The organism is Streptomyces sp. ALI-76-A (assembly GCF_030287445.1).
Taxonomy (GTDB): Bacteria; Actinomycetota; Actinomycetes; order Streptomycetales; family Streptomycetaceae; genus Streptomyces.
On sequence record NZ_JASVWB010000002.1, the window covers coordinates 6,059,522 to 6,083,480 of the forward strand.

Sequence of the window (23,959 nt, forward strand, 5' to 3'; positions counted from 1 at the left end):
GGGGCGGTGCGGGAACCTCGTGCGGAATCGGCCGGGACACAGGCGGGCCGCCTGTGGGGTTGCTGTGAAGCGGCCGTGGGAAGAGTCGCAGCAGAGGGCGGTTACTGTCAGGAGCGCGTCAAGAATATGGCCGAAAGTCGTTCGCTGTCCGGGAGTTCATGTTCGCTATACGGACTCGTGGTGCGGGCGTCGGGTGCCGCTCGCCGGCGCCCGGTGTCATGCGGGCTCCCGGTGCGGAAGCCGCCCGGTGTCGCTCCGGTGTCAGGGACGCGCCCGGTGTCAGTGACGCGGCCGGGGATCCCCGTGCCACGACGCCCACAGCGCCGCGTAGGCACCGCCCGCCGTCACCAGCTCCTGGTGCGTGCCGAGTTCGGTCAGCAGGCCGTCCTCCATCACGGCCACCCGGTCCGCGTCGTGCGCGGTGTGCAGGCGGTGGGCGATGGCGATGACCGTACGACCTTCGAGTACGGCGGCCAGGGCGCGCTCGGTGTGCCGGGCGGTCGTCGGATCCAGCAGGGCGGTGGCCTCGTCGAGGATCAGCGTGTGCGGATCGGCCAGGACCACCCGGGCCAGGGCCAGTTGCTGTGCCTGCGAGCCGTCCGCGCGGCATCCCCCGTCGCCCAGCTCGGTGTCCAGCCCGGCCGGCAGCTCCCGCACCCACCCGTCGGCGCCCACCGCCGCCAGCGCGGACCACACCTGCTCGTCCGTCGCGGCGGGCTCGGCGATCAGCAGGTTGTCGCGGACCGTGCCCAGGAACACGTGGTGCTCCTGCGTGACCAGCACGACGTGCCGGCGCAGCCGCTCCGGATCCAGGCCGACGACGGGCACCCCGCCCACCGTCACCGAACCCGCGCTCGGCGCGTCGACGCCCGCCAGCAGCCTGCTCAGCGTGGTCTTCCCGGCGCCGGAGGGACCGACCACCGCCAGCCGCTCCCCGGGCCGCACGGTCAGGTCCACCCCGTGCAGCACCTCACCCCCGCGGCCGTACGCGTAGCGCACGCCGGACACGTCGATCCGGTCGTCCGCCGGGGTCGGCGAGCTGCCGGCCGGGGCGGCGCCCGGCGCCTGGGCCAGGCCCTCCACCCGGGCGAACGAGGCGCCGCTGCTCTGAAGTTGCTCGACCCGCACCAGGATCTCGTCGAGCGGCGTCTCGAACTGCCGCAGATACAGGGCGGCGGCCACCACCGCCCCCAGACTCACCGCCCCGCGTTCGTGCAGCACCCCGCCGAGCAGCAGCACCCCGGCCACCGGGAACAGGTACGACACCTCCACCACCGGGAAGAACACCGTGCGCAGGCGCAGCGTGCGCAGGCGCCTGCGCCGGGAGGTCTCCAGCGCCCGCCGGCTCGCCGCGACCCGGCGCTCCCCCAGCCGGAACGCCTCCACCGTCCGGGCGCCGGCCGCGGTCGCCGCGAGGATCTCGGCGACGGCGGAATTGGCCTCACCCTCGGCCAGATAGGCGTCGCGGGCCCGGCGCAGGTACCAGCGCAGGGCGAACCAGACCGGGATGAGACCGAGCACGCCCACGGCACCGAACAGCGGGTCGATCACGAAGACCGCGCCCAGCAGGAACAGCGCCTGCACGATGTTGATGAGCAGCGCGGGGCCCGCGTCGCGCAGCGTGGTACCGACGGTCGCCACGTCCGCGGTACCGCGCGCCGTCAGGTCGCCGGTGCCGGCCCGCTCCACCACGGACGCGGGCAGCGCCAGCGCCCGGTCCACGAACCGCTCCCGCACCCGTGCCAGCGTCCGCTCACCGAACCGGTGCCCCGCGTACCGGGCCCAGCGCGCCAGCAGCAGCTGCGCCGCCGCGCAGGCCAGGATGGCGAGCGCCGCCCGGTCCACCGCGGCCACGCCGCCCCCGGCCCGCACCTCGTCGATGATCCGGCCCAGCAGCCAGGGGCCGGCCAGGCCCACCCCGGCGGCCGCCGCGTTGAGCGCGAGGACCGCGGCGAAGGCCCGCCCGTCGGCGCGCACCAGACCCACGGTGGCCCGCCGCACCGCCTCCGGCCCGGCGACGGGCAGCTGTCCCCGCGTCATCCCACGGCCTCCTCGGTGTCCGGGCCGGCCGTGCCGGTGTCCTCGACGTCGATGTCCGAGTCCCGGGTGACCAGCGCCCGGTAGCCCGGCTCCTCCGCCAGCAGCCGCTGATGACTGCCGGACGCCGCGACCTTCCCGTCCACCAGGTAGTGCACGGTGTCCACCCGGTCGAGCACCAGCGGGGAGGTGGTGGTGACGACGGTCGTACGGCCCCGGCGTTCGTCCCGCAGCCGGGCCGCCACCGCCGCCTCCGTGTGCGCGTCCAGCGCCGAGGTCGGCTCCACCGCCAGCAGTACCTCCGGGTCGGCCAGCAGCGCCCGCACCAGCCGGACCCGCTGCCGCTGCCCGCCGGAGAGGTTGCGGCCCTGCGCGTCCACCGCCGAGTCGAGCCCCGCCGGCAGACTCCGCAGCAGGTCCTCGGCCGCCGCCGCCCGCACCGCCCGCATGATCTCCGCGTCACCGGGATCCCCGCGCCCGCCGACCAGCTCCCGCAGCGGCCCCGCGAACAGGTCGGCCTCGTGGTCGGCGACCAGGATCCGCTCCCGGACCCGCGGCAACGGCACCTCGTCCAGGCGGACCCCGCCCCACGTCGCCGCCGACGGGGCGTACCGGCCGAGCCGGTCCACGACGGCCGCCGCGTCGGCGGGCCGCCCCCCGGCCAGCGCGGTCAGCCGGCCCGGCCGCACCCGCACCCCGGACTCCGGGTCGTACAGCACCGACGGCTCGGCCGGAGCGTCGCGCGTCCCGCCGTCCGGCTCCGGCTCCAGCCGCAGCAGCCCGACCACGCGCCGCGCGGCCACCACGCCCCGGCCGAGCTGGTAACCCCAGTCGATGAAGTACGCCACCGGGCGCACCAGCACCGCGACATAGCCGTACACCGACACCAGCTCGCCCACGGTCAGCGTCCCCTGGGCCGCCATCCGGGCCGCCATCCAGGTCACCACCGCGAGATAGAGCGTCGGCAGTCCCACCCCGAGCGCCTGCATCCAGCTGCCCACCACGCCGACCCGGTACCCCTGCTCCCGCAGCCGCGCCGAGTCGCGCCGGAAGGCGTCGGCGACCAGGCCCTTGCCGCCGAGCCCGTTCAGCACGCGCAGCCCGCCGGCGAGGTCGCCGATCCGGGCGGTCAGCACGCCCTGCCGCTCCCGGTACTCCGCCTCCGTGCCCTGCATCCGGCGCATCAAGGGCCCGACGAGGAGGGCGACCACCGGCACCCCGAGCAGCACCACCAGGGTGAGCCGTGTGGAGACGGTCAGCAGCAGCCCGGCGACCACCAGGTAGGCGACGACCGCGCCGACTCCCGGACCGATCACCGTGAGGGACGAGCTGATCTGCTGGACGTCCCCCACCCCGATCGTCACCACCTCCCCGGCGCCGGCCCGCCGCCGCAGCGCTGCCCCCAGCCGCACCGCGTGCCCGACGACGACCTTGACCGTGCGGAAGTTGGCGTCCATCCGCACCCGCGTCATCGTGCGGTGCCGCATGATGCCCAGCCAGGCGTTGAACGCCCCGACCACCACCAGCAGCCCGGTCCACCGCGCCAGCGCGCCCATGTCGCCCGTCGCCAGGCCCTCGTCCACGGCCCTGGCCATCAGATACGGCGTCGCCGCGAGCAGCACCATCCACACACTGCCCAGCAGCGCGCCCGCCGCCGACCGCCCCGGCTGCCGCAGCACCAGCCACCACAGATACCGCCAGCCGCCACGGCGGTCGGGCGTGCCAGGGTCCTCGTACGCGTCGATCACCTGTGCCCCCGGCCCCGGCTCACGCCAGACTGTCCCGCCACGCCCGGTGCAGGTCGGCGAACCGCCCGGTGCCCGCGACGAGGTCGGCGGGGGTGCCGTCCTCGACGATCCGGCCGTGCTCCATCACCAGCACCCGGTCGGCGATCTCCACGGTCGACAGCCGGTGCGCGACCACGACCGCCGTACGGCCCCGCAGCACCGTCGCCATCGCCCGCTGCACGGCCCGCTCGCCCGGGACGTCGAGCGAGCTGGTCGCCTCGTCGAGGATCAGGACCGCCGGATCGGCGAGCAGCGCCCGCGCGAACGCCACGAGCTGCCGCTGACCGGCGGAGATGCGCCCGCCCCGTTTGCGCACGTCCGTGTCGTACCCGTCGGGCAGGGCGGTGATGAACTCGTGCGCGCCGATCGCCTTCGCGGCCCGCTCGACGTCCTCCCGGGTGGCGTCCGGCCGCCCGATCGCGATGTTCTCGGCGACCGTGCCGGAGAACAGGAACGCCTCCTGCGTCACCATGACCACCCCGCGCCGCAGCTCCGGCATCGCCAGGTCGCGCAGGTCCACGCCGTCGAGGAGGACCCGGCCCGCGGAGGGGTCGTAGAACCGGGCGAGCAGCTTGGCCAGCGTCGACTTGCCGGCGCCGGTCGAGCCGACGACCGCGACGGTCTGCCCGGCCGGCAGCGTCAGGTCGAAGCGGGGCAGCACCTCGCCGCCGGTGCGGTAGGCGAACCGGACCCCGTCGAAGACGACCTCCCGGCCGGGGTGCTCCGACTCCAGGGCCGGCAGCGGCCGGGGCGCGGACGGCTCCGGCACGGTCGGTGTCTGCGCGAGCAGCCCCGCGATCTTCTCCAGCGAGGCCGCCGCCGACTGGTACGAGTTCAGGAACATGCCGAGCCGGTCGATCGGGTCGTACAGCCGCCGCAGATACAGCACCGCCGCCGCCAGCACCCCCAGCTCCAGCGAGCCGCCCGCCACCCGGTGGGCACCCCACAGCACGATCAGCGCGACCGCCGTGTTGGCGACCAGCCGGGAACCGACGACATAGCGGGCCATCTCCAGCAGCGCGTCCCCGTTGGTCCGCTCGTGCCGCTCGTTGAGTACGGCGAAGGCGGCGTCGTTGGCGTCCTCCCGGCGGAACGCGCGCACCGGGCGGATGCCGTTCATCGTCTCGACGAACTTCACGATCACGGCGGCGATCGCCGTGGACCGCCTCGCGTACACCTGCCCCGCCCGCCGCCGGTACGCCCGCACCAGCAGGTACAGCGGCACGAAGGAGGCCACCGCGACCGCGCCGAGCGCCAGGTCCAGCCAGAGCAGCAGGACCGAGATGTAGACGAAGGACAGGATGACCGTGACCAGCTCCTGGAGCCCCTCGTCCAGCAGCTCGCGCAGGGACTCCACGTCCGTGGTGGACCGGGAGATCAGCCGGCCCGAGGTGTACCGCTCGTGGAAGTCGACGCTCAGCGCCTGCGCGTGCCGGAAGATCCGGCCCCGCAGGTCCAGCAGCACGTCCTGGTTCACCCGGGCGGAGGCGATGATGAACGCGTACTGGAGCCCGCCGGAGGCCAGCGCGCACAGCAGATAGCCGACGGCCACGGCGAGCAGGGGCCCGTTGTCGTGGTCCCGGAACGCCGGCACCGCGCTGTCGATGGCGTACGCCACCAGCAGCGGGCCCGCCTGCACGGCCGCCTGCTGGAGCAGCAGGAGGAGCGAGGTGAAGGCGACCCGGGCCCGCATCGGCGCGAGCAGGGAGCGCAGCAGGGCGGTGGTGGCGCCCGGGGGAGTGGGCAGGACGTCCCGGTCGAAGGGGTCGCCCGATCCCTCGGGCCGCTCCGACGGCTGCTTGCGGTCCGGTGCGGTCGTGGTGGTGGGCGCCGTCATCGGTGGGCCTCCTCGGTCCCGGCCATCAGATGGGCGTACTCGGCGTTCGCGCGCAGCAGTTCGTGGTGGGTGCCGACGGCGGTGATCCGGCCGCCGGACAGCAGCGCGACCCGGTCGGCGAGCAGGACCGTCGACGGGCGGTGCGCCACGATGAGGGCGGTGGTGTCCGCGAGGACCTCCCGCAGCGCCGCCTCCACGGCGGCCTCGGTGTGCACGTCCAGGGCGGACAGCGGGTCGTCCAGCACGAGGAACGGGGGCCGGCCGACGACCGCCCGGGCCAGCGCCAGGCGCTGTCGCTGACCGCCGGACAGACTGAGGCCCTGCTCGCCGACCTGGGTGTCCGTGCCCTGGGGGAGGCTGTGCACGAAGCCGGCCTGCGCGACCGCCAGGGCCCGCTCCAGCTCGGCCCTCCCGGCGGTGTCGTCGGCGCCCATCAGCACGTTCTCGCCGACGGCGGCGGAGAAGAGGGTGGGCTCCTCGAACGCGACGGCCACCTTCGAGCGCAGCTCTTGCCGGGACATGGCCCGGATGTCCTGCCCGTCCAGGGTGATCCGGCCGTCCGTCACCTCGTGCAGGCGCGGGACGAGCGCGGTGAGCGTGGTCTTCCCGCTCCCGGTCGCGCCGACGAGCGCCATGGACTCGCCGGGACGGATGTGGAGGTCGACGCGGTCGAGCACGGGCGGGGAGTCCGCGGGGGCGTCGGGGTAGCGGAACGAGACGCTGTGGAAGCGCAGTCCGCTGTCCTCGACGGGCGGCGCGACGGTGGTGGCCGGTGCTTCCGGTTCCTCGTCCATCACCTCGAAGTACCGCTCCGTGGCCGTCGCCGCCTCCTGGCTCATCGCCAGCAGGAAGCCGATCGAGTCCACCGGCCACCGCAGCGCGAGCGCCGTCGACAGGAAGGCGACCAGGGTGCCCGCGGACAGCTCCCCGTCCGCGACCTGGACCGTGCCCAGCACCAGCGCCGCGCCGATGGCGATCTCCGGCAGCGTCACGATGACGCCCCAGATCGTCGCCAGCAGTCCCGCCTTGCGCAGCTCCGTGCCCCGCAGCGTCCGCGACAGCTCACGGAACGCGCGGGCCTGACTGCGGTGCCGTCCGAACCCCTTGATGATCCGGATGCCGAGCACGCTCTCCTCGACGACCGTGGTCAGATCCCCCACCTGGTCCTGCGCGCGCCGCGCCACCTCGGCGTACCGCTTCTCGAAGATCACGCAGGTCACCATCACGGGAACGGCGGGCCCCAGGATCACCAGCCCCAGCGTCCAGTCCTGCATCAGCATGATGGCCACGCCGACCAGGATCGTCACGCCGTTGACCAGCAGGAACGTCAGCGGAAAGGCGAGGAACATACGCAGCAGCATCAGATCCGTGGTGGCCCGGGACAGTAACTGACCCGAGGCCCAGCGGTCGTGGAAGGACACCGGCAGCCGTTGCAGGTGCCGGTACAGATCCGCCCGCATCCCCGCCTCGACACCCGCCAGCGGCCGCGCCACCAGCCACCGCCGCAGCCCGAACAGCAGGGCCTCCGCCAGCCCGAGCAGCAGCAGGTACAGCGCCCCCAGCCACACCCCCGCCGCGTCCCGGTCGGCGACCGGCCCGTCCACCATCCACTTCAGGACGAGCGGGATCACCAGCCCCGTGCAGGAGGCGACCACCGCGACGGACGCGGCGGTGAACAGCCGCACCCGCACGGGCCGCACGTACGGCCACAGGCGCAGCAGACTTCTGACGGCGGAGCGGTTCTCGGTGGGTGCAGGTGGCGTCGGCATCAGCAGCGAGCCTACGGACCGGCACGGACATCGCCCACCGAGTTTTGGCCGGACCCGGATCGGCCGCCGGTCCTACGACCTGCGTGTTCGAGGGCCGGTACGCGTCCATGGGCCCCCGCGACGCCGCCTCAGCCCACCTTCAGCAACAGCACGGCCCGCGCCGGCACCCTGATCGCCGTGCCCGCCGGGTGCACCACCCCCGGCGGCTCCCCCTGCTCCTCCCGTGAGGTGTCGACGACCACCTCGTACCGCTCCGCCCACGGCGGCCCCGGCAGGACGAAGTCGGCCGGGCGGTCACCGGAGTGCAGCACGGCGAGGAAGCTGTCGTCGACGATCGGGGCGCCGCGCTCGTCCCGGCCGGGGATGTCCCGGCCGGAGAGGTACATGCCGAGGGAGGCGGCGGGGGCGTACCAGTCCCGTTCGGTCATCTCCGTGCCCCGGGCGGTGAACCAGGCCAGGTCCCGCAGGCCGTCCGCCGAGTGCGCGCGGCCGGAGAAGAACGCGCGGCGGCGCAGCACCGGATGGCGGTGGCGCAGGCCGATCAGGCGGGCGGTCAGGTCGAACAGGGCCTTCCAGCCCGGGTCCTCCAGCAGGGTCCAGTCGACCCAGCTGATCTCGTTGTCCTGGCAGTAGGCGTTGTTGTTGCCCCGCTGGGTGCGGCCGAGTTCGTCGCCCGCCACCAGCATCGGCACGCCCGTCGACAGCAGCAGCGTCGTCAGCAGGTTCCGCAGCTGGCGACGGCGCAGCGCCCGTACGCCCTCGTCGTCCGTCTCGCCGTCCGCGCCGCAGTTCCACGCGCGGTTGTCGTCCGTGCCGTCCCGGTTGCCCTCGCCGTTCGCCTCGTTGTGCTTGTGTTCGTACGACACCAGGTCGCGCAGGGTGAAGCCGTCGTGGGCGGTGATGAAGTTGACCGAGGCGTAGGGGCGCCGGCCGCCCCAGGCGTACAGGTCGCTGGACCCCGACAGCCGGTAGCCCAGGTCCCGCACGTCCGGCAGCGCGCCCCGCCAGAAGTCCCGGACAGCGTTGCGGTAGCGGTCGTTCCACTCCGTCCACAGGGGCGGGAAGGCCCCCACCTGGTAGCCGCCGGACCCCACGTCCCACGGCTCGGCGATCAGCTTCACCCGCCGCAGCACCGGGTCCTGCGCGATCACCGCGAGGAACGGGGAGAGCATGTCGACGTCGTGCATCGAGCGGGCCAGCGCCGCCGCCAGGTCGAAGCGGAAGCCGTCCACGCCCATCTCCGTCACCCAGTAGCGCAGGGAGTCGGTGATCAGCCGGAGCACGTGCGGCTGGACCACGTGCAGGGTGTTGCCGCAGCCCGTGTAGTCGGCGTACCGGCGGGCGTCCGGCTGGAGGCGGTAGTAACCGCGGTTGTCGATGCCCTTCAGGGACAGGGTGGGGCCCAGCTCGCCCGCCTCCGCCGTGTGGTTGTAGACCACGTCGAGGATGACCTCGATGCCGGCCGCGTGCAGCGCCCGCACCATCCGCTTGAACTCGCCGACCTGCTGCCCCGTCGTACCGGAGGCGGCGTACGCCGCGTGCGGCGCGAAGTAGCCGATCGAGTTGTAGCCCCAGTAGTTCTTCAGGCCCTTGCGCAGCAGATGGTCCTCGTGCGCGAACTGGTGCACGGGCAGCAGCTCGACGGCCGTCACGCCCAGCCCGACGAGGTGCTCGATCGCCGCCGGGTGCGCCAGTCCGGCGTACGTGCCCCGCAGCTCCTCGGGGATCCCCGGGTGCAGCCGGGTGAACCCCCGCACATGCACCTCGTAGATCACCGAGTCCGCCCACGGCGTCTTCGGCCGGCGGTCGTCCATCCACTCGTCGTCGGTGGCGTCGTCGTGCACCACGACACCCTTCGGGACGAACGGCGCCGAGTCCCGGTCGTCCCGCACGGTGTCCGCGACCTGCTGCTGCGGCCAGTCCCGGACGTGTCCGTACACCTCCGGCGGCAGGCCGAAGTCGCCGTCCACCGCGCGCGCGTACGGGTCCAGCAGCAGCTTCGCCGGGTTCCACCGGCCGCCGGTCCACGGGTCCCAGCGGCCGTGCACCCGGTAGCCGTAGCGCTGGCCCGGCATCACACCCGGCACGAAGCCGTGCCATATCTCATGGGTCAGCTCGGTCAGCCGCGCCCGGGTCTCCTTGCCGGCCTCGTCGAACAGGCACAGGTCGACCGCCTCGGCCCCGCCGGCCCACAGCGCGAAGTTGGTCCCCGCCACCCCGTCCGGACCGACCCGGAAGCGGGCACCCAGCGGCATCGGCGCCCCCGGCCACACGGGCGGGCCGGGTGCCCTGCGCGGCTGCGTGCCGTTCATGGCGACGCGGCGCCCGTTCTCGGCGGCCCGTTCCCCGGCCACCGTCTCCTGCTCGGCTGCGCTGGACACCGTTCAGCCTCCCACGGCTCGTGGAACGACGGGGAAAGAAAGCTTACGGCGACCCGCTCGCCCGCCCTCTCGCGTCGTTCTCCCCACTGTTCTGCCCAGCGCTTGGCTCGCACTCACGTTTCCCCGGAGCGTGCCCGGTCGTTGGGGTCGTCGTGAGGCACGTAACTGGGCGCGCACGGCGCGCGGGGGTCGCACTGACCGCCGTACTGACATGGGCAGGACTGCTCGCCGGAGCCGCCGGCTGTACCGCGGACGGCACCGGCGGCATCGACATCGACGGGCTCGGCAAGCCCCTGGCACCCCGGGAGGTCATCCGGATCTGGCCGGACGACGGAGACACGGGCGTGCGGCCCGACGCGCGGCTGCGGGTACGGGTGTCCGGCGGGCGCCTGGAGTCGGTGAAGGTGGTCAAGTCCCAGGACGCGCGGGAGTCCCCGGTGCCCGGCCACCTCTCCGACGACGCCCTGAGCTGGAAACCCGCCGAGACGCGGCTCGCGCTCGCCGCCAAGTACACCGTCCACGCGGTCGCCCTGGACGCCCACGGCCGCCGCTCCGCACGGCACACCACCTTCACGACGGACGTCCCCGGGGAACGCTTCATCGGATACGTCTCCCCGGAGAACCGCTCCACCGTCGGCACCGGAATGATCGTCTCCCTGGAGTTCAACCGGGAGATCGAGCACCGCGCCGCCGTCGAACGGGCCGTCCACGTCACCGCGAGGCCGCACGTGGACATCCGTCCGCACTGGTTCGGCAGGGACCGCCTCGACTTCCGCCCCGAGCGCTACTGGAAGCCCGGCACCCAGGTCACGGTCTCGCTGCGGCTGCGGGACGTCGAAGGGGCGCCGGGGGTCTACGGGCTCCAGTACAAGACGTTCTCCTTCACCGTCGGCCGCAGCCAGGTCTCCCTGGTGGACGCCGCCAGGCACACCATGCAGGTGCGGCGGGACGGCGTTCTGCTCGCCACGGTGCCGATCACGGCGGGCGCCCCGAGGACGACCACGTACAACGGCAAGATGGTCGTCACCGAGATGTTCGAGCTGACCCGGATGAACGGCGCCACGGTCGGCTTCAAGAAGGCCGACGGCAAGGGCGAGTACGACATCCCTGATGTCCCGCACGCCATGCGGCTGACCGACTCCGGCACCTTCCTGCACGGCAACTACTGGGCGCCGCACGCCTTCGGCAAGGTCAACGTCAGCCACGGCTGCGTGGGTCTGAGGGACGTGAAGGGCGGCGGCTCGGACACGCCCGCGGGCTGGTTCTTCGACCGCAGTCTCGTCGGGGACGTCGTGGAGGTCGTGCACAGCAATGACAAGAAGGTGGCTCCCGACAACGGCCTCGGCGGGTGGAACATGGGCTGGAAGGCCTGGAAGGCGGGCAGTGCGGTGAAGTGACCCACAGGGGGCTGGTCCGGCGCCTCCCCGTCGCGGTCGGTTGGTACGCAATGGTGACCATCGGCTCACAGGTTGCCAAAAACTTGGCGGTTAATATGCGCCGATGCGTGCGGGCCGCGCGCTGGGGAGCGGGTCTGACCAGGCCCGGCGAGGGGAGAGAACTTGAACGTGCGACCGATATCGGGGGCGTCGGTTGACGCGCGGGGGCACGGCGGCAAGGGGATGGCGCTGATACTCGGCGTCCTGCTGCTGGCCGTCACCGCGTGCGGCGGGGGCGGAGGTTCCGGCTCCGGCGAGGGGAAGGGGGAGGGCCAGGGCGCCTCCCAGGCTCAGAGCGAGCAGTCGCGGGCCGTCGTCGCCATAGCCCCGAAGGACGGCGCGAAGTCCGTCGACACCAGCGGCGCCCTCAAGGTCAGCGCCACCGAGGGCAAGCTGACCGAGGTCCGGGTCAAGGACGCCGAGGGCACCGCGATAGCGGGGAAGATAACCGACGGCGGCGCCTCCTGGACGCCGTCCACGCACCTGGCCTCCGGCACCAGGTACACCGTGCACGCGGTCGCCGAGGACTCCGAGGGCCGTACGGCCGCCGAGGACTCCAGCTTCACCACCCTCACACCGAAGAACACCTTCCTCGGCAACTTCACCCCCGAGGACGGTTCGAAGGTCGGTGTCGGGATGCCGTTCTCGATCCGTTTCACCCGGGGCATCACGAACCCCGAGGACGTCGAGAAGGCCATCAGGATCAGGACCGAGCCGGCCGTCGAGGTCGCGGGCCACTGGTTCGGCAACGACCGTCTCGACTTCCGTCCCGAGAAGTACTGGAAGGAAGGCACCAAGGTCACCGTCGACCTCGACCTCGACGGCGTCGAGGGACGCGACGGCGTCTACGGCAAGCAGGACAAGACCGTCTCCTTCACCATCGGGCGCAACCAGGTCTCGGTCGTGGACGCCAAGAAGCACACCATGAAGGTCACGCAGGACGGCAAGGTCGTCAAGACCATCCCCGTCACCACCGGCGCGCCCGGCTACGAGACCTGGAACGGCCAGATGGTCATCAGCGAGAAGCTCACGGTGACCCGGATGAACGGCGACACGGTCGGCTACGGCGGCGAGTACGACATCAAGGACGTCCCGCACGCCATGCGCCTGTCCACGTCCGGCACCTTCCTGCACGGCAACTACTGGGGCGGTGACGCCTTCGGCAACCGCAACGCCAGCCATGGCTGCATCGGCCTGCGCGACGTCAAGGGCGGGTACGACAGCGGTGTCCCGGCGGCCTGGTTCTTCGACCGCTCGATGATCGGCGACGTGGTGGTCGTGAAGAACTCCGAGGACGCGACGATCGCCCCCGACAACGGCCTCAACGGCTGGAACATGTCCTGGGAGAAGTGGAAGGCGTGACGCGGACAACGTGACGCGCACAGCGTGACGCGGATGTGAGCTGAGCGACGGCCCCGGTGTGAGGTACCGCACCGGGGCCGTAGCCGTTAGTCGCCGTTAACCTGCTGGCATGACCGTGAATCTCGAAGTCGCCGAGGGCGTGGGCACGCTCCGCCTCGACCGCCCGCCCATGAACGCGCTGGACGTGGCCACCCAGGACCGGCTGAAGGAACTCGCCGAGGAGGCGACCCGGCGCGACGACGTACGGGCCGTGGTGGTGTACGGCGGGGAGAAGGTGTTCGCGGCCGGCGCGGACATCAAGGAGATGCAGGCCATGGACCACGCCGCCATGGTCCTGCGCGCCCGCGACCTCCAGGACGCGTTCACCGCGGTGGCCCGCATCCCCAAGCCGGTGGTGGCGGCCGTCACGGGGTACGCGCTGGGCGGCGGCTGCGAACTCGCCCTCTGCGCGGACTTCCGGATCGCCGCGGACAACGCCAAGCTGGGCCAGCCGGAGATCCTGCTCGGGGTGATCCCGGGAGCCGGCGGCACCCAGCGGCTCTCCCGGCTGATCGGCCCGTCCAAGGCGAAGGACCTGATCTTCACCGGGCGGATGGTGAAGGCGGACGAGGCGCTGACGCTCGGTCTGGTGGACCGGGTCGTCCCCGCCGCCGACGTGTACACCGAGGCGCACGCCTGGGCGGCGAAGCTGGCGCAGGGCCCGGCGCTCGCGCTGCGCGCGGCCAAGGAGTCGATCGACACGGGCCTGGAGACGGACCTGGAGACGGGCCTGGCCGTGGAACGGAACTGGTTCGCGGGCCTGTTCGCCACGGAGGACCGGGAGCGGGGAATGCGCAGCTTCGTCGAGGAGGGCCCCGGAAAGGCGAAGTTCCTCTGAAGCGTCCGCACTTGACATGACGCCTGCTGCGGGGTCCCTTGATGGGGCGGTGCGGGGACGTCACGCGTGATCCTCGGGTCCGCCGTGTCGGGGGAACCGGTCGGATGCCTCCGGTCGAGCCCGGTCCGGTCTTCGCCGCAGGTCGTGGGGGCGGGGCAGGGCTCCGGAACGCCACTGGCGCATGCCGATCGGGTCTCGCGGAACGGGCGGTTCCGCAGGGCGTATTCCCCTGGAACCGCCCCGGAGGGGGTTCCGGGCGGCCATGATGGGGGCATGGCGGGGCTGGAGGGCATCGAACAGCCGCGGGGAGAGAGCCGTGCGACCGCGGCGCGCTGGTCTCCGACGGTCGAGGACCAATACGCCCTCAAGGCACTCGAACTGTTCGGTAATCCCACGGAGGCGGAGGTTCCGCTGCCCTCCCGCCCCGAGTCGGCTGCCACGGCGCGCCGGCTGGCCCAGGTGGTGGTCCTGCGCGAGTGGGGACTGACCCCCAAGATGACCGAGGACGCGGTCTTACTCGTCTCCGAACTGGTCGGCAACGCCGTCCGGCACACCGGCGCCCGCGTCTTCGGCCTCCGCATGCGCCGCCGCCGCGGCTGGATCCGCGTCGAGGTCCGCGACCCCTCCCGCGGCCTGCCCTGTCTGATGCCGGTGCAGGAGCTGGACATCAGCGGCCGGGGCCTGTTCCTGGTGGACAAGCTCTCCGACCGCTGGGGGGTGGACCTGCTGCCGCGGGGCAAGACGACCTGGTTCGAGATGAGGGTGGCGGACCGCTGAGGTCCTGTCCCGCCGGGGCGGGTCGGGCCCGGGGCGGGCGCTGCCTGTCCGGCCGGGGTGGATGGCCGGTGGTGGTGGCCACGGGGTGCAGGCCGGCAGGCCAACAGGTCGCGGGCAGCGGTCGGCGGGGGAGTGGAGCCCCTGGTGACCGGGGCGACCCGGACCGGCCGCCAATCGGGCGAATCGCCCGCTTTCCTCCGTAACTCCTCTTAAATGGGGCGGGTGACCACGACCGACCGCCGGGCGGCCCTCCGGACCGGCGCCGCCCTCCTCGCCGCCGGCGCGCTCACCGCCGGCTGCGCGCCTCAGGGAGCCGCCGCCGGCCCGGCCCCCGCCACCCGGCCCAGCCCCGCCGGAAGCGCCGCTCCCGCCCCCCGCCGCTTCCCCGCCCACCCCGCCCAGCTCACCCACGGCCCCCGCGGCCGCGCCCGTGTCGCCCTCACCTTCCACGGGCAGGGTGATCCCGCCACCGCCCGAGCCCTGCTCGCGACGGCCGAACGGCACGACGCCCGCGTCACCGTCCTCGCCGTCGGCACCTGGCTCGACGCCCACCCGGACCTCGCCCGCCGCATCCTCGACGGCGGTCACGACCTCGGCAACCACACCGTCCGGCACCTCGACATCAACGCCCTGTCCGAGGCCGAGGCCCGCGAGGAGATCGACGGCTGTGCCCGGCGTCTGAAACGCCTCACCGGCTCCGTCGGCACCTGGTTCCGCCCCTCCCGCGCCACCCGCGCCTCCCCCCTCGTGGAACGCCTGGCCCAGCGCGCGGGCTACCCGCACGTCCTCTCCTACGACGTCGACTCGCTCGACTTCACCTCGCCCGGCGCCGACGCCGTCACCCGCTCGGTCAGCGGCGCGATCCGCAACGGGTCCGTGGTGAGCCTGCACTTCGGGTACGCCGACACGGTCGCCGCGCTCCCCGCCGTACTGGACGAACTCGACCGCCGCGGCCTGCGCGCCGTCACCACCACGGAGCTGCTCAGCTGATGCCTCGCCACCTCATGACAAGCGCCCTCGCCGTCGGCGCCGCCCTCACCGCGCTCGCCGCCTGCGGCACCGGGAGCCAGGACCGCGCCTCCGAGGCCCTCGGCACGAAGGCCGCGGTCCCCGCGCCGGCGAAGAAGAAGACCGTCGAGGGCCTGCCCGGCATGCCGCCCGTCCTCGACCCCGAGGACGTCTACGCGGCCGACCGCCCGAACAAGCTCTCCCCGGTCGTCAAGGACTTCCCGTCCCGGGTGTACGTCCCCAACACCGAGTCCGACACCGTCTCGGTCATCGACCCGACGACGTACGAGATCGTCGAGACGATCCGCGTCGGCCGCCAGCCCCAGCACGTCGTGCCGTCCTGGGACCTGAAGACCCTGTGGGTCAACAACAACCGCGGACACACCCTCACCCCCATCGACCCGAAGACCGGCAAGGCGGGCAAGGAGGTCGAGGTCCACGACCCGTACAACCTCTACTTCACGCCCCACGGCAAGTACGCCGTCGTGATGGCCTCCCTCGACCGCGAACTCGTCTTCCGCGACCCGCACACCATGAAGCGGATCAAGACCGAACCGGTCACCTGCTACGGCGTCAACCACGCCGACTTCTCGCTCGACGGCCGGTACTTCATCGTCTCCTGCGAGTTCAGCGGCGAACTGCTGAAGGTCGACACCGAGAAGATGAAGGTCGTCGGACAGCGGAAGCTGCCGTTCGACGGCGCCATGCCGCAGGACGTGAAGATCTCGCCCGACGGCAAGAAGTTCTACATCGCCGACATGATGGCCGACGGCATGTGGGTCCTGGACGGCGACAGGTTCACCGAGCCTGAACTCCTGCCCACGGGCAAGGGCGCCCACGGTCTCTACGTCGGCCGCGACTCGCGCGAGATGTACGTGTCCAACCGCGGCGAGGGCTCCGTCTCCGTCTTCGACTTCACCCGCGACAAGCTCACCAAGAAGTGGCACCTGCCCGACGGCGGCAGCCCCGACATGGGCGGCGTCTCGGCCGACGGCAAGGTGCTGTGGCTGTCGGGGCGGTACGACGCCGAGGTGTACGCCATCGACACCCGCACCGGCAAGCAGCTCGCCCGCGTCAAGGTCGGCAATGGCCCGCACGGCCTCGCCGTGTATCCGCAGCCGGGCCGCTACTCCCTCGGCCACACCGGCGTCTTCCGCTGACGCGGCGGCAGTCGACGGTCGCTGAGCAGCACCTCCGACCCCACCGGCAGATACCCGGCCGCCTGGAACGCCCGCAGACTGCGGGCGTTCCCCGCCGACACCTGCGCCCACACCGGCTCGCCCCCGCTCAGCTGCCGCGCCGCGCGCACCAGCGCCCGCCCCAGGCCCCGGTGCCGTACGCCCTCGGCCACCTCGACCGCCACCTCCAGCCGCCCGGCCACCCCGCGCCCCAGGACGAGCAGCCCGCCGTCGGCGCTCCACACCCGCACCTCGTCGCGCCGCTCGCGGGAACCGGCGACCCGCGGGTGACCGGGGTCGTCGATCCGCCTGAGGGCGAGCGGCGGGGCGCCCGGCAGGGGCGAACCCACGGTCAGCACGTCGACCGTGTCGCTCCGGCGGCCCGTACGGTCCATGAGAGCCGCGAGGAACCGCGCGTTCATGGTCGCGGCGAGGGGGTCGCAGGCGACGGTGCGGAGTGTCTCGTGGACCCACTGCGGATCCTCGTCGGTGAAGACCACGGAGTGCGCCGTGAAGGCGAGGACCCCGGCGTCCCGGCGGGAGGGCTGGGGCACGACCGTCGTGGAGCCGTCCGGCGGCGGGAAGACGCCGCGGGCCGCCGCGTCGAGAATGCCGTGCAGGGTCACCACTGTCGCGCTCCTCGCGTCTCCACCCGCTGGAAGGCCCCACACTCCCAGACGTGGTCGAGGACGGCACCGGACTCCTCGCCATCGGCGAACCGGCCCGGGTCACCTCCACCGCCCGGCCCGGTACCGCGGGCCGGCGGCCGTCGTCCAGGTCCTCGCCCCCGGCCGTCCCGCGGCCGAGGATCTCCCCTGGGCGGTCGCCGCACTGCGGGCACGGGCGGGCGGCTAGTCTGACCTGCGTCAGTACGACAGCACGTGATCAGCAGGACGAGGGAAAAGGGGCGGATCGGTGGCGGACATCGACGAGGCACGCAAGCACTTCGAGCGGATCGACACGGACGGCGACGGGTTCATCACCGCCGCCGAGTTCAAGACCGCCCTGGCGCAGCAGGGCGACTGGAACGTCACCGAGACGGTGGCCGAGGCGATCATCAAGTCGCGTGACCTCAACGGCGACAAGGTCCTCTCCTTCGACGAGTTCTGGTCGTACCTGAACAAGTGACGTGAGCGGAAAGAGGGGGGCGCCCGAAGGCGCCCCCCTTCCTCATGTCCGGTGCCGGACCCGCGCGTCCGGCGGCTGCCGGCCTACGGAGGAACAGCCGGCGGGCACCCGGGGTTCATGTACAGACAGACGTATGTGTGTGCATCGACCTGACCTGGAAGGGCCTGTCATGAAGATCGGCATCATCGGCGCGGGCAACATCGGCGGCAACCTCACCCGGCGGCTCACCGCCCGGCACCCCGGTGTACGGCCTGCGGGCCGGCGTGGAGGAGGTCACCAAGGCGCTGGCCGAGGCGAGCCCGCAGCGCGGCTCCGACGCCCGCGGGTAGGCGCGGGCGCGTCCGGCGGCGCCTATAACCGGGGCGGGCGCGGGCAGGCCGACGTCTGGGGCGGGCGCGGGCAGGTCAGGCCGACGTCTGGGGCGGGCGCGGGCAGGTCAGGCCGAGGTCGGGGGGCGGGTGCGGGCAGGCCACGCCGAGGTCGGGGGGCGGGTGCGGGCAGGTCAGACGACATCGAGGGGCCGGTGCGGCCCGTCCGGCAGTTCGGCCCGCACCGGGTCGCCGGGCCGCACCACCCCGCCGGTCACGACCACGCCCATGATCCCGGACCGGAGCCGCGGCCGGCCCGCCGCGTCCCGCCCCACGACCTCCTTCAAGAGGCCCTTTTGAAACGTGTCGATCTGCGCACACGGGTTCCGCAGTCCGGTCACCTCGACGACCGCCTCGTCCCCGAGCCGCAGCAGCGTCCCGGCCGGCAACCCCAGCAGGTCGATCCCACGGGTGGTGACGTTCTCCCCGAGCTGCCCGGCCGCGACCTCGAACCCGGCCGCCGCGACCTCCTCGAACAACTCCTCGTGCATGAGGTGCACCTGCCGGAGATTGGGCCGCGTGGGATCCCTCCGCATCCGGAACCGGTGCTTCACCGTCGCCCCGGCATGCACGTCCCCCTCCACCCCGAGGCCGGCGACGAGCGTGATGCTCTCCCGGTTCGGCTTGGTGAAGGAGTACGTGCCGTTGCTGCTGACCGCCGTGACCGACCCGCTCATGATTCCAAGTTCTCCCGGCCGCCTCAGGCGCTCCCGGCCCACTCCCGCAGCGCCGCCTTGCTGGCGAAGTCCGCCATGTTCTTGTCCAGTGGGTCGGACGTGTACTGGTGGAAGCGCCACTTCGCCTTGATCCGGGGCTTGCCGGCCGTGACGTAGTCCGCGATCCACAGGCCGTCACCGGCGTACGAGGTGGTGTCGACGTTCAGCCAGTAGTCCCGATTACAGTACAAGATCACCCGATTGTCCGGCCGCAGCGCCTTGACCTTGCGGATGAAGCTGTCCTTCTCCGCGTTGCTCGCGTGCGTGCCGTCGCCGGTCGTCTCCCAGTCGACGGCGAGGATCTCGCCCGCCCTCTCGGGGGCGTGCCGGACGAAGTACTCCGCCTGGGCCGTGAGGTTGCCCGGCCACAGGAAGTGGTAGTAGCCGACGACCAGCCCGGCGTCACGCGCCCGCTTCGTCTGGGCGGCGAGCTTCGGGTTGACGTACGACCGGCCCTCGGTCGCCTTGACGAAGACGAAGGAGATGCCGTCCGTGGCGTAGGAGGACGACTGGTACGAGCTGACATCGATGCCACGCAGCATGGGGGACTCCCTGGAGTGTCCGTGGGGGAACAGGAGTTCACATCGGGTTCCCCACCATGGCACGGGTGCTCCTGGGGCGAGGTGCGAACGCCGGCCTCGCCCCCGCCGGAGGGACCGTCAGCACTCGATGATGTTGACCGCCAGCCCGCCCCGGGCCGTCTCCTTGTACTTGACGCTCATGTCCGCGCCGGTGTCCTTCATCGTCTTGATGACCTTGTCCAGGGACACCATGTGGGAGCCGTCGCCGCGCATGGCCATGCGGGCCGCGGTGACCGCCTTCGCGGCGGCCATGCCGTTGCGTTCGATGCACGGGATCTGGACCAGGCCGCCGACCGGGTCGCAGGTCAGGCCGAGATTGTGCTCCATGCCGATCTCGGCGGCGTTCTCCACCTGTTCCGGGGAACCGCCCAGTACCTCGGCCAGCGCGCCGGCCGCCATGGAGCAGGCGGAGCCGACCTCGCCCTGGCAGCCGACCTCGGCGCCGGAGATCGAGGCGTTCTCCTTGAAGAGCATGCCGATCGCGCCGGCGGCGAGCAGGAAGCGGACCACCCCGTCCTCGTCCGCGCCCGGCACGAAGTCGAGGTAGTAGTGCAGGACCGCCGGGATGATGCCGGCCGCGCCGTTCGTCGGGGCGGTCACCACCCGCCCGCCCGCCGCGTTCTCCTCGTTCACCGCCATCGCGTAGAGCGTGATCCACTCCATCGCGTGCGCCAGCGGGTCGCCCTCCGCGCGCAGTTGGCGCGCGGAGACGGCGGCGCGGCGGCGGACCTTCAGACCGCCCGGCAGGATGCCCTCGCGGGACATGCCGCGCGACACGCACGCCCGCATCACCCGCCAGATCTCCAGCAGCCCGGCGCGGATCTCCTCCTCGGTGCGCCACGCCCGTTCGTTCTCCAGCATCAGCGCGGAGATCGACAGGCCGGTCTCCTTCGTCAGCCGCAGCAGCTCGTCGCCCGTGCGGAACGGGTACTTGAGCACCGTGTCGTCCAGCTTGATGCGGTCCGCGCCCACCGCCTCCTCGTCGACGACGAAACCGCCGCCCACCGAGTAGTACGTCTTGGACAGCAGCTCCGCCCCCGAGGCGTCGTACGCCCACAGGGTCATGCCGTTCGCGTGGTAGGGGAGTGTCTTGCGGCGGTGGAGTTTCAGGTCCGCGTCGAAGTCGAACGTGATCTCGTGCCCGCCGAGGAGGAGCAAACGTTTCTCCTCCCGGATCCTCGCCACCCGTTCGTCGGCTGCCTCGACGTCCACCGTGCGCGGCGAGTCACCCTCCAGGCCCAGCAGCACCGCCTTGGGCGTGCCGTGCCCGTGGCCGGTCGCGCCCAGGGAGCCGTACAGCTCGGTCCGCACCCTCGCCACCGAGTCCAGCAGACCCTCGTTGCGCAGCCGGCGGGCGAACATGCGGGCCGCGCGCATCGGGCCGACCGTGTGGGAGCTGGACGGGCCGATGCCGATCGAGAACAGGTCGAAGACCGAGATGGCCACGGTGACTCCTCAGAACGGGGTGGTGGGGCACCCGGTGCGGGTGCCCCACCGGGGACTTACTTGTTCAGGCCGGGATAGAGCGGGTGTTTGTCCGCCAGTGCCGTGACCCGTGCCTTCAGCGCCTCCACGGCGGCCCCCTCGAACGGGGCGGGCGCCTTCAGCGTCTCCGCGATGACGTCCGCGACCTCGGCGAAGTCCTCGGCGGTGAAGCCACGGGTGGCCAGGGCGGGCGTGCCGACGCGCAGACCCGAGGTGACCATCGGGGGACGCGGGTCGTCCGGGACGGCGTTGCGGTTGACCGTGATGCCGACCTCGTGCAGCCGGTCCTCGGCCGCCCGCCCGTCCAGCTCGGACGCGCGCAGGTCGACCAGGATCAGGTGCACGTCGGTGCCGCCGGAGAGGACGTTCACGCCGGCCTCGCGGGCGTCCGGCGCGGTGAGCCGCTCGGCGAGGATCCGCGCGCCCTCGACCGTACGGCGCTGACGCTCCTTGAAGTCCTGTGAGGCGGCGACCTTGAAGGAGACCGCCTTGGCCGCGATCACGTGCTCCAACGGGCCGCCCTGGAACCCCGGGAAGACGGACGAGTTCAGCTTCTTCGCGAAGGCCTGCCGGGCGAGGATGATGCCGCCGCGAGGACCGCCCAGCGTCTTGTGGGTGGTGGAGGTGACGACGTCGGCGTACTCGACCGGGTTCGGGTGCAGGCCCGCCGCGACCAGACCCGCGAAGTGCGCCATGTCGACCCACAGGTACGCGCCGACCTCGTCGGCGATCCGGCGGAACTCCGCGAAGTCCAGCTGACGCGGGTACGCCGACCAGCCCGCGATGATCACCTTCGGCCGGTGCTCCTTGGCGAGCCGCTCCAGCTCCGCCATGTCGACCAGGCCGGTCTCGGTGTCCACGTGGTAGGCGACCACGTCGAACTGCTTGCCGGAGAAGTTCAGCCGCATCCCGTGGGTCAGGTGACCGCCGTGGGCGAGGTCGAGCCCGAGGATGGTGTCGCCGGGCTGGGCCAGCGCGAACAGGGCGGCCTGGTTGGCGGAGGCGCCCGAGTGCGGCTGCACGTTGGCGTACTCGGCGCCGAACAGCTCCTTGACCCGGTCGATCGCGATCTGCTCGGTGACGTCGACGTGCTCGCAGCCGCCGTAGTAGCGGCGGCCCGGGTAGCCCTCGGCGTACTTGTTGGTGAGGACCGAACCCTGTGCCTCCAGCACCGCGACCGGCGCGAAGTTCTCGGAGGCGATCATCTCCAGGGTGGACTGCTGGCGGCCCAGTTCGGCGTCGAGGGCGGCGGCGACCTCCGGGTCGAGCTCGTGCAGGGGCGTGTTCAGTACGGACATCGGGTGTACGACTCCTCAGCCGGCGGAAAAGGCGGTGTACTCGTCGGCGGAGAGCAGGTCGGCCGGCTCCTCCGTGACGCGTACCTTGAACAGCCAGCCGCCCTCGAAGGGGGCGGAGTTCACCAGCGACGGGTCGTTCACCACGTCCTCGTTGACCTCGGTGACCTCACCGGCCACCGGGGAGTACAGGTCGCTGACCGACTTGGTCGACTCCAGCTCGCCGCAGGTCTCACCCGCGGCCACGGTGGCCCCGACCTCCGGGAGCTGCACGAAGACGACGTCACCGAGCGCGTTGGCCGCGTGCTCCGTGATGCCGACCGTCGCGACGCCGTCCTCGGCGCCGGACAGCCACTCGTGCTCCTTGCTGTAGCGCAGCTGCTGGGGGTTGCTCATGGCCTGAATTCTCCTGTACGCGAGGGAGTGCTGGTGAAGGGGGGACTGCTGAGACCGTGCGTGAGCAGCGCGTATGGGCGCGGGGTCACAGGGGACCAGGTCCAGTGTCTACTTCTGGCGCCTGTAGAACGGCAGTGCCACGATCTCGTACGGCTCGTGGCTGCCCCGGATGTCCACGCCGACACCGGGGGTGCCGGGGGCCGCGTGTGCCGCGTCGACGTACGCCATCGCGATCGGCCTGCCCAGGGTGGGGGAGGGGGCACCGGAGGTGACCTCGCCGATCACCTCGCCGCCGGCGACGACCGGGTACCCGGCGCGCGGGACCCGACGCCCCTCGGCGACCAGGCCGACGAGGACGCGCGGTGGGTTGCTCCCGGCGCGGGCAGCGGCCTCGGTGAGCGCCGCGCGCCCCACGAAGTCGCCGTCCTTCTCGAACTTCACCACCCGGCCGAGCCCGGCGTCGAAGGGGGTGAGGGAGGTCGACAGCTCGTGCCCGTACAGCGGCATGCCCGCCTCCAGGCGCAGCGTGTCCCGGCAGGACAGACCGCACGGGACCAGGCCGACGCCCTCGCCGGCCTTCGTCAGCGCCTGCCACAGCTCCACGGCGTGCTCCGGCGCCACGAACAGCTCGAAGCCGTCCTCGCCGGTGTAGCCGGTGCGGGCGATCAGGGCGGGCACACCGGCGACGGTGCCGGGAAGCCCGGCGTAGTACTTCAGGCCGTCGAGGTCGGCGTCGGTGAGGGACTTCAGCACGCCCGGCGACTCCGGGCCCTGCACGGCGATCAGGGCGTAGGCGTCCCGGTCGTCGCGGACCTCGGCGTCGAAGCCGGACGAACGCTCCACGAGCGCGTCCAGCACCACCTGGGCGTTGGAGGCGTTGGCGACGACCATGAAGTGGGCGGACCCGGCCTCGGTGTCGGCGAGCCGGTAGACGATCAGGTCGTCCAGGATGCCGCCGTCCTCGCGGCAGATCATGGTGTAGCGGGCGCGGCCGGCCTTGACGCCCCCGATGTCGCCGACCAGCGCGTGGTCGAGGAGGGCGGCCGCCTGCGGGCCGGTCACCGTGATCTCGCCCATGTGCGAGAGGTCGAAGAGCCCGGCCCTCGTGCGCACGGCGAGGTGCTCGTCGCGCTCGGAGCCGTAGCGCAGCGGCATGTCCCAGCCGGCGAAGTCGGTCATCGTCGCGCCCAGCGCACGATGCAGGGCATCGAGTGCGGTCCGGCGCTTGTCGGAGGGTGCGGTACTGCTCATCGGTCGGTCTCCCAAGGCATGACAGAGAGGTCTTTCCTCCCCATCTGTCATCGGAACCTGAGAGGTTCGTCGCGACCCCGCGAAACGGTGGTCGTGACTTGCACCTTGGGTGGAGCCGCCGTCGCGGCGGCCCGCTTTTCAGATCTGCCTCGCCCGCGCGGTACGGGGCCTGAGAGATTCAAGGGAGGGACTTGCTCCTTCGGCGCCCGGGCACTCGTACCCCAGGGGTACGGCCCGGAACTCTCCCGCGCGGATTCGAACGGCCGGTATGCAGTTGGCGCCGACATCAT

19 protein-coding genes, 1 pseudogene and 2 riboswitches are annotated in these 23,959 nt (G+C 72.4%); of the genes and pseudogenes, 8 read left to right on the forward strand and 12 right to left on the reverse strand.

The annotated features are described in order from the left end of the window. Nucleotides 1-279: 279 nt before the first annotated feature. From QQS16_RS28225 to glgX, 5 genes are all read right to left on the reverse strand, one after another. Complete coding sequence (locus QQS16_RS28225) at nt 280-2,040, reverse strand: ABC transporter ATP-binding protein (protein ID WP_286064831.1); 1,761 nt, start codon at nt 2,038-2,040, stop codon at nt 280-282. Further along, nucleotides 2,037-3,785, reverse strand: a complete 1,749-nt coding sequence (locus tag QQS16_RS28230; RefSeq protein ID WP_286064832.1) for an ABC transporter ATP-binding protein — start codon at nt 3,783-3,785, stop codon at nt 2,037-2,039. Before QQS16_RS28230 ends, QQS16_RS28225 begins: the two co-directional genes overlap by 4 nt. Nucleotides 3,786-3,804: 19 nt before the next feature. After that, entirely contained in the window at nt 3,805-5,661 is a 1,857-nt protein-coding gene (locus QQS16_RS28235) for an ABC transporter ATP-binding protein (protein WP_286064833.1), read from the reverse strand. Beyond that, nucleotides 5,658-7,430, reverse strand: coding sequence for an ABC transporter ATP-binding protein (locus QQS16_RS28240; RefSeq protein WP_286064834.1), 1,773 nt, complete (start codon nt 7,428-7,430; stop codon nt 5,658-5,660). The genes QQS16_RS28235 and QQS16_RS28240 overlap by 4 nt, the downstream gene beginning before the upstream one ends. Before the next feature lie 128 nt (nt 7,431-7,558). Then, nucleotides 7,559-9,811, reverse strand: coding sequence for a glycogen debranching protein GlgX (glgX, locus tag QQS16_RS28245; protein WP_286064835.1), 2,253 nt, complete (start codon nt 9,809-9,811; stop codon nt 7,559-7,561). Between the two features lie 152 nt (nt 9,812-9,963). Between glgX and QQS16_RS28250 the strand changes: the two genes are divergently transcribed. The 6 genes from QQS16_RS28250 to QQS16_RS28275 all read left to right on the forward strand — a co-directional run bounded on the left by QQS16_RS28250 (nt 9,964) and on the right by QQS16_RS28275 (nt 16,431). Beyond that, nucleotides 9,964-11,208: a L,D-transpeptidase gene (locus QQS16_RS28250; RefSeq protein WP_286064836.1), complete on the forward strand. Its 1,245-nt coding sequence runs from the start codon at nt 9,964-9,966 to the stop codon at nt 11,206-11,208. A 162-nt stretch (nt 11,209-11,370) separates the two neighbouring features. After that, a complete protein-coding gene (locus QQS16_RS28255; protein ID WP_502963853.1) occupies nt 11,371-12,609 on the forward strand; it encodes a L,D-transpeptidase in 1,239 nt (412 codons plus the stop codon). Between the two features lie 109 nt (nt 12,610-12,718). Continuing rightward, on the forward strand, nt 12,719-13,486 hold the full coding sequence (locus QQS16_RS28260; RefSeq protein ID WP_286064837.1) for an enoyl-CoA hydratase/isomerase family protein: 768 nt from the start codon (nt 12,719-12,721) through the stop codon (nt 13,484-13,486). Nucleotides 13,487-13,759: 273 nt separating this feature from the next. Beyond that, nucleotides 13,760-14,263, forward strand: coding sequence for an ATP-binding protein (locus QQS16_RS28265; protein ID WP_286064838.1), 504 nt, complete (start codon nt 13,760-13,762; stop codon nt 14,261-14,263). A gap of 213 nt (nt 14,264-14,476) precedes the next feature. Further along, nucleotides 14,477-15,253: a polysaccharide deacetylase family protein gene (locus QQS16_RS28270; protein WP_286064839.1), complete on the forward strand. Its 777-nt coding sequence runs from the start codon at nt 14,477-14,479 to the stop codon at nt 15,251-15,253. Beyond that, a complete protein-coding gene (locus QQS16_RS28275; RefSeq protein ID WP_286064840.1) occupies nt 15,253-16,431 on the forward strand; it encodes a YncE family protein in 1,179 nt (392 codons plus the stop codon). The genes QQS16_RS28270 and QQS16_RS28275 overlap by 1 nt, the downstream gene beginning before the upstream one ends. Here the strand turns inward: QQS16_RS28275 and QQS16_RS28280 are convergent. Continuing rightward, nucleotides 16,398-17,078 (reverse strand): GNAT family N-acetyltransferase, encoded by a 681-nt coding sequence (locus tag QQS16_RS28280; RefSeq protein ID WP_286064841.1) that lies wholly within the window; start codon nt 17,076-17,078, stop codon nt 16,398-16,400. The two genes, QQS16_RS28275 and QQS16_RS28280, sit on opposite strands and share 34 nt — an antisense overlap. 286 nt (nt 17,079-17,364) lie before the next feature. On the opposite strand from QQS16_RS28280, the gene QQS16_RS28285 reads away from it, so the two are divergent. Both QQS16_RS28285 and QQS16_RS44025 read left to right on the forward strand, forming a co-directional pair. Continuing rightward, nucleotides 17,365-17,577, forward strand: coding sequence for an EF-hand domain-containing protein (locus QQS16_RS28285; protein ID WP_286064842.1), 213 nt, complete (start codon nt 17,365-17,367; stop codon nt 17,575-17,577). A 169-nt stretch (nt 17,578-17,746) separates the two neighbouring features. Further along, nucleotides 17,747-17,845, forward strand: a pseudogene (locus tag QQS16_RS44025) (NADP oxidoreductase); the annotation flags it as partial. A 234-nt stretch (nt 17,846-18,079) separates the two neighbouring features. Here QQS16_RS44025 and QQS16_RS28290 read toward each other — a convergent pair. The 6 genes from QQS16_RS28290 to gcvT form a co-directional block, all read right to left on the reverse strand. After that, nucleotides 18,080-18,622 carry an MOSC domain-containing protein gene (locus QQS16_RS28290; RefSeq protein ID WP_286064843.1) on the reverse strand — a complete coding sequence of 181 codons (543 nt, stop codon included), beginning with the start codon at nt 18,620-18,622 and terminating at the stop codon, nt 18,080-18,082. Between the two features lie 23 nt (nt 18,623-18,645). Continuing rightward, nucleotides 18,646-19,203, reverse strand: coding sequence for a glycoside hydrolase family 25 protein (locus tag QQS16_RS28295; RefSeq protein ID WP_286064844.1), 558 nt, complete (start codon nt 19,201-19,203; stop codon nt 18,646-18,648). A 117-nt stretch (nt 19,204-19,320) separates the two neighbouring features. Further along, on the reverse strand, nt 19,321-20,688 hold the full coding sequence (locus QQS16_RS28300) for an L-serine ammonia-lyase (protein ID WP_286064845.1): 1,368 nt from the start codon (nt 20,686-20,688) through the stop codon (nt 19,321-19,323). 56 nt (nt 20,689-20,744) lie between these two features. After that, nucleotides 20,745-22,025 (reverse strand): serine hydroxymethyltransferase, encoded by a 1,281-nt coding sequence (gene glyA, locus QQS16_RS28305; RefSeq protein ID WP_286064846.1) that lies wholly within the window; start codon nt 22,023-22,025, stop codon nt 20,745-20,747. A 15-nt stretch (nt 22,026-22,040) separates the two neighbouring features. Then, a complete protein-coding gene (gene gcvH / locus QQS16_RS28310; RefSeq protein WP_286064848.1) occupies nt 22,041-22,418 on the reverse strand; it encodes a glycine cleavage system protein GcvH in 378 nt (125 codons plus the stop codon). A gap of 108 nt (nt 22,419-22,526) precedes the next feature. After that, entirely contained in the window at nt 22,527-23,669 is a 1,143-nt protein-coding gene (gene gcvT / locus QQS16_RS28315; protein WP_286064849.1) for a glycine cleavage system aminomethyltransferase GcvT, read from the reverse strand. A 34-nt stretch (nt 23,670-23,703) separates the two neighbouring features. Then, a riboswitch (glycine riboswitch) is annotated at nt 23,704-23,817 on the reverse strand. Next, a riboswitch (glycine riboswitch) is annotated at nt 23,818-23,927 on the reverse strand. Between the last annotated feature and the right edge of the window lie 32 nt (nt 23,928-23,959).

Bases quoted from the DNA above. Each gene is read 5' to 3' on its own strand.
- QQS16_RS28295 (WP_286064844.1), bottom strand. From the start codon at position 19,203: ATGCTGCGTGGCATCGATGTCAGCTCGTACCAGTCGTCCTCCTACGCC.
- gcvH (WP_286064848.1), bottom strand. From the start codon at position 22,418: ATGAGCAACCCCCAGCAGCTGCGCTACAGCAAGGAGCACGAGTGGCTG.
- QQS16_RS28235 (WP_286064833.1), bottom strand. From the start codon at position 5,661: ATGACGGCGCCCACCACCACGACCGCACCGGACCGCAAGCAGCCGTCG.
- QQS16_RS28240 (WP_286064834.1), bottom strand. From the start codon at position 7,430: ATGCCGACGCCACCTGCACCCACCGAGAACCGCTCCGCCGTCAGAAGT.
- glyA (WP_286064846.1), bottom strand. From the start codon at position 22,025: ATGTCCGTACTGAACACGCCCCTGCACGAGCTCGACCCGGAGGTCGCC.
- QQS16_RS28290 (WP_286064843.1), bottom strand. From the start codon at position 18,622: ATGAGCGGGTCGGTCACGGCGGTCAGCAGCAACGGCACGTACTCCTTC.
- QQS16_RS28270 (WP_286064839.1), top strand. From the start codon at position 14,477: ATGGGGCGGGTGACCACGACCGACCGCCGGGCGGCCCTCCGGACCGGC.
- QQS16_RS28265 (WP_286064838.1), top strand. From the start codon at position 13,760: ATGGCGGGGCTGGAGGGCATCGAACAGCCGCGGGGAGAGAGCCGTGCG.
- QQS16_RS28225 (WP_286064831.1), bottom strand. From the start codon at position 2,040: ATGACGCGGGGACAGCTGCCCGTCGCCGGGCCGGAGGCGGTGCGGCGG.
- gcvT (WP_286064849.1), bottom strand. From the start codon at position 23,669: ATGAGCAGTACCGCACCCTCCGACAAGCGCCGGACCGCACTCGATGCC.
- QQS16_RS28260 (WP_286064837.1), top strand. From the start codon at position 12,719: ATGACCGTGAATCTCGAAGTCGCCGAGGGCGTGGGCACGCTCCGCCTC.
- QQS16_RS28275 (WP_286064840.1), top strand. From the start codon at position 15,253: ATGCCTCGCCACCTCATGACAAGCGCCCTCGCCGTCGGCGCCGCCCTC.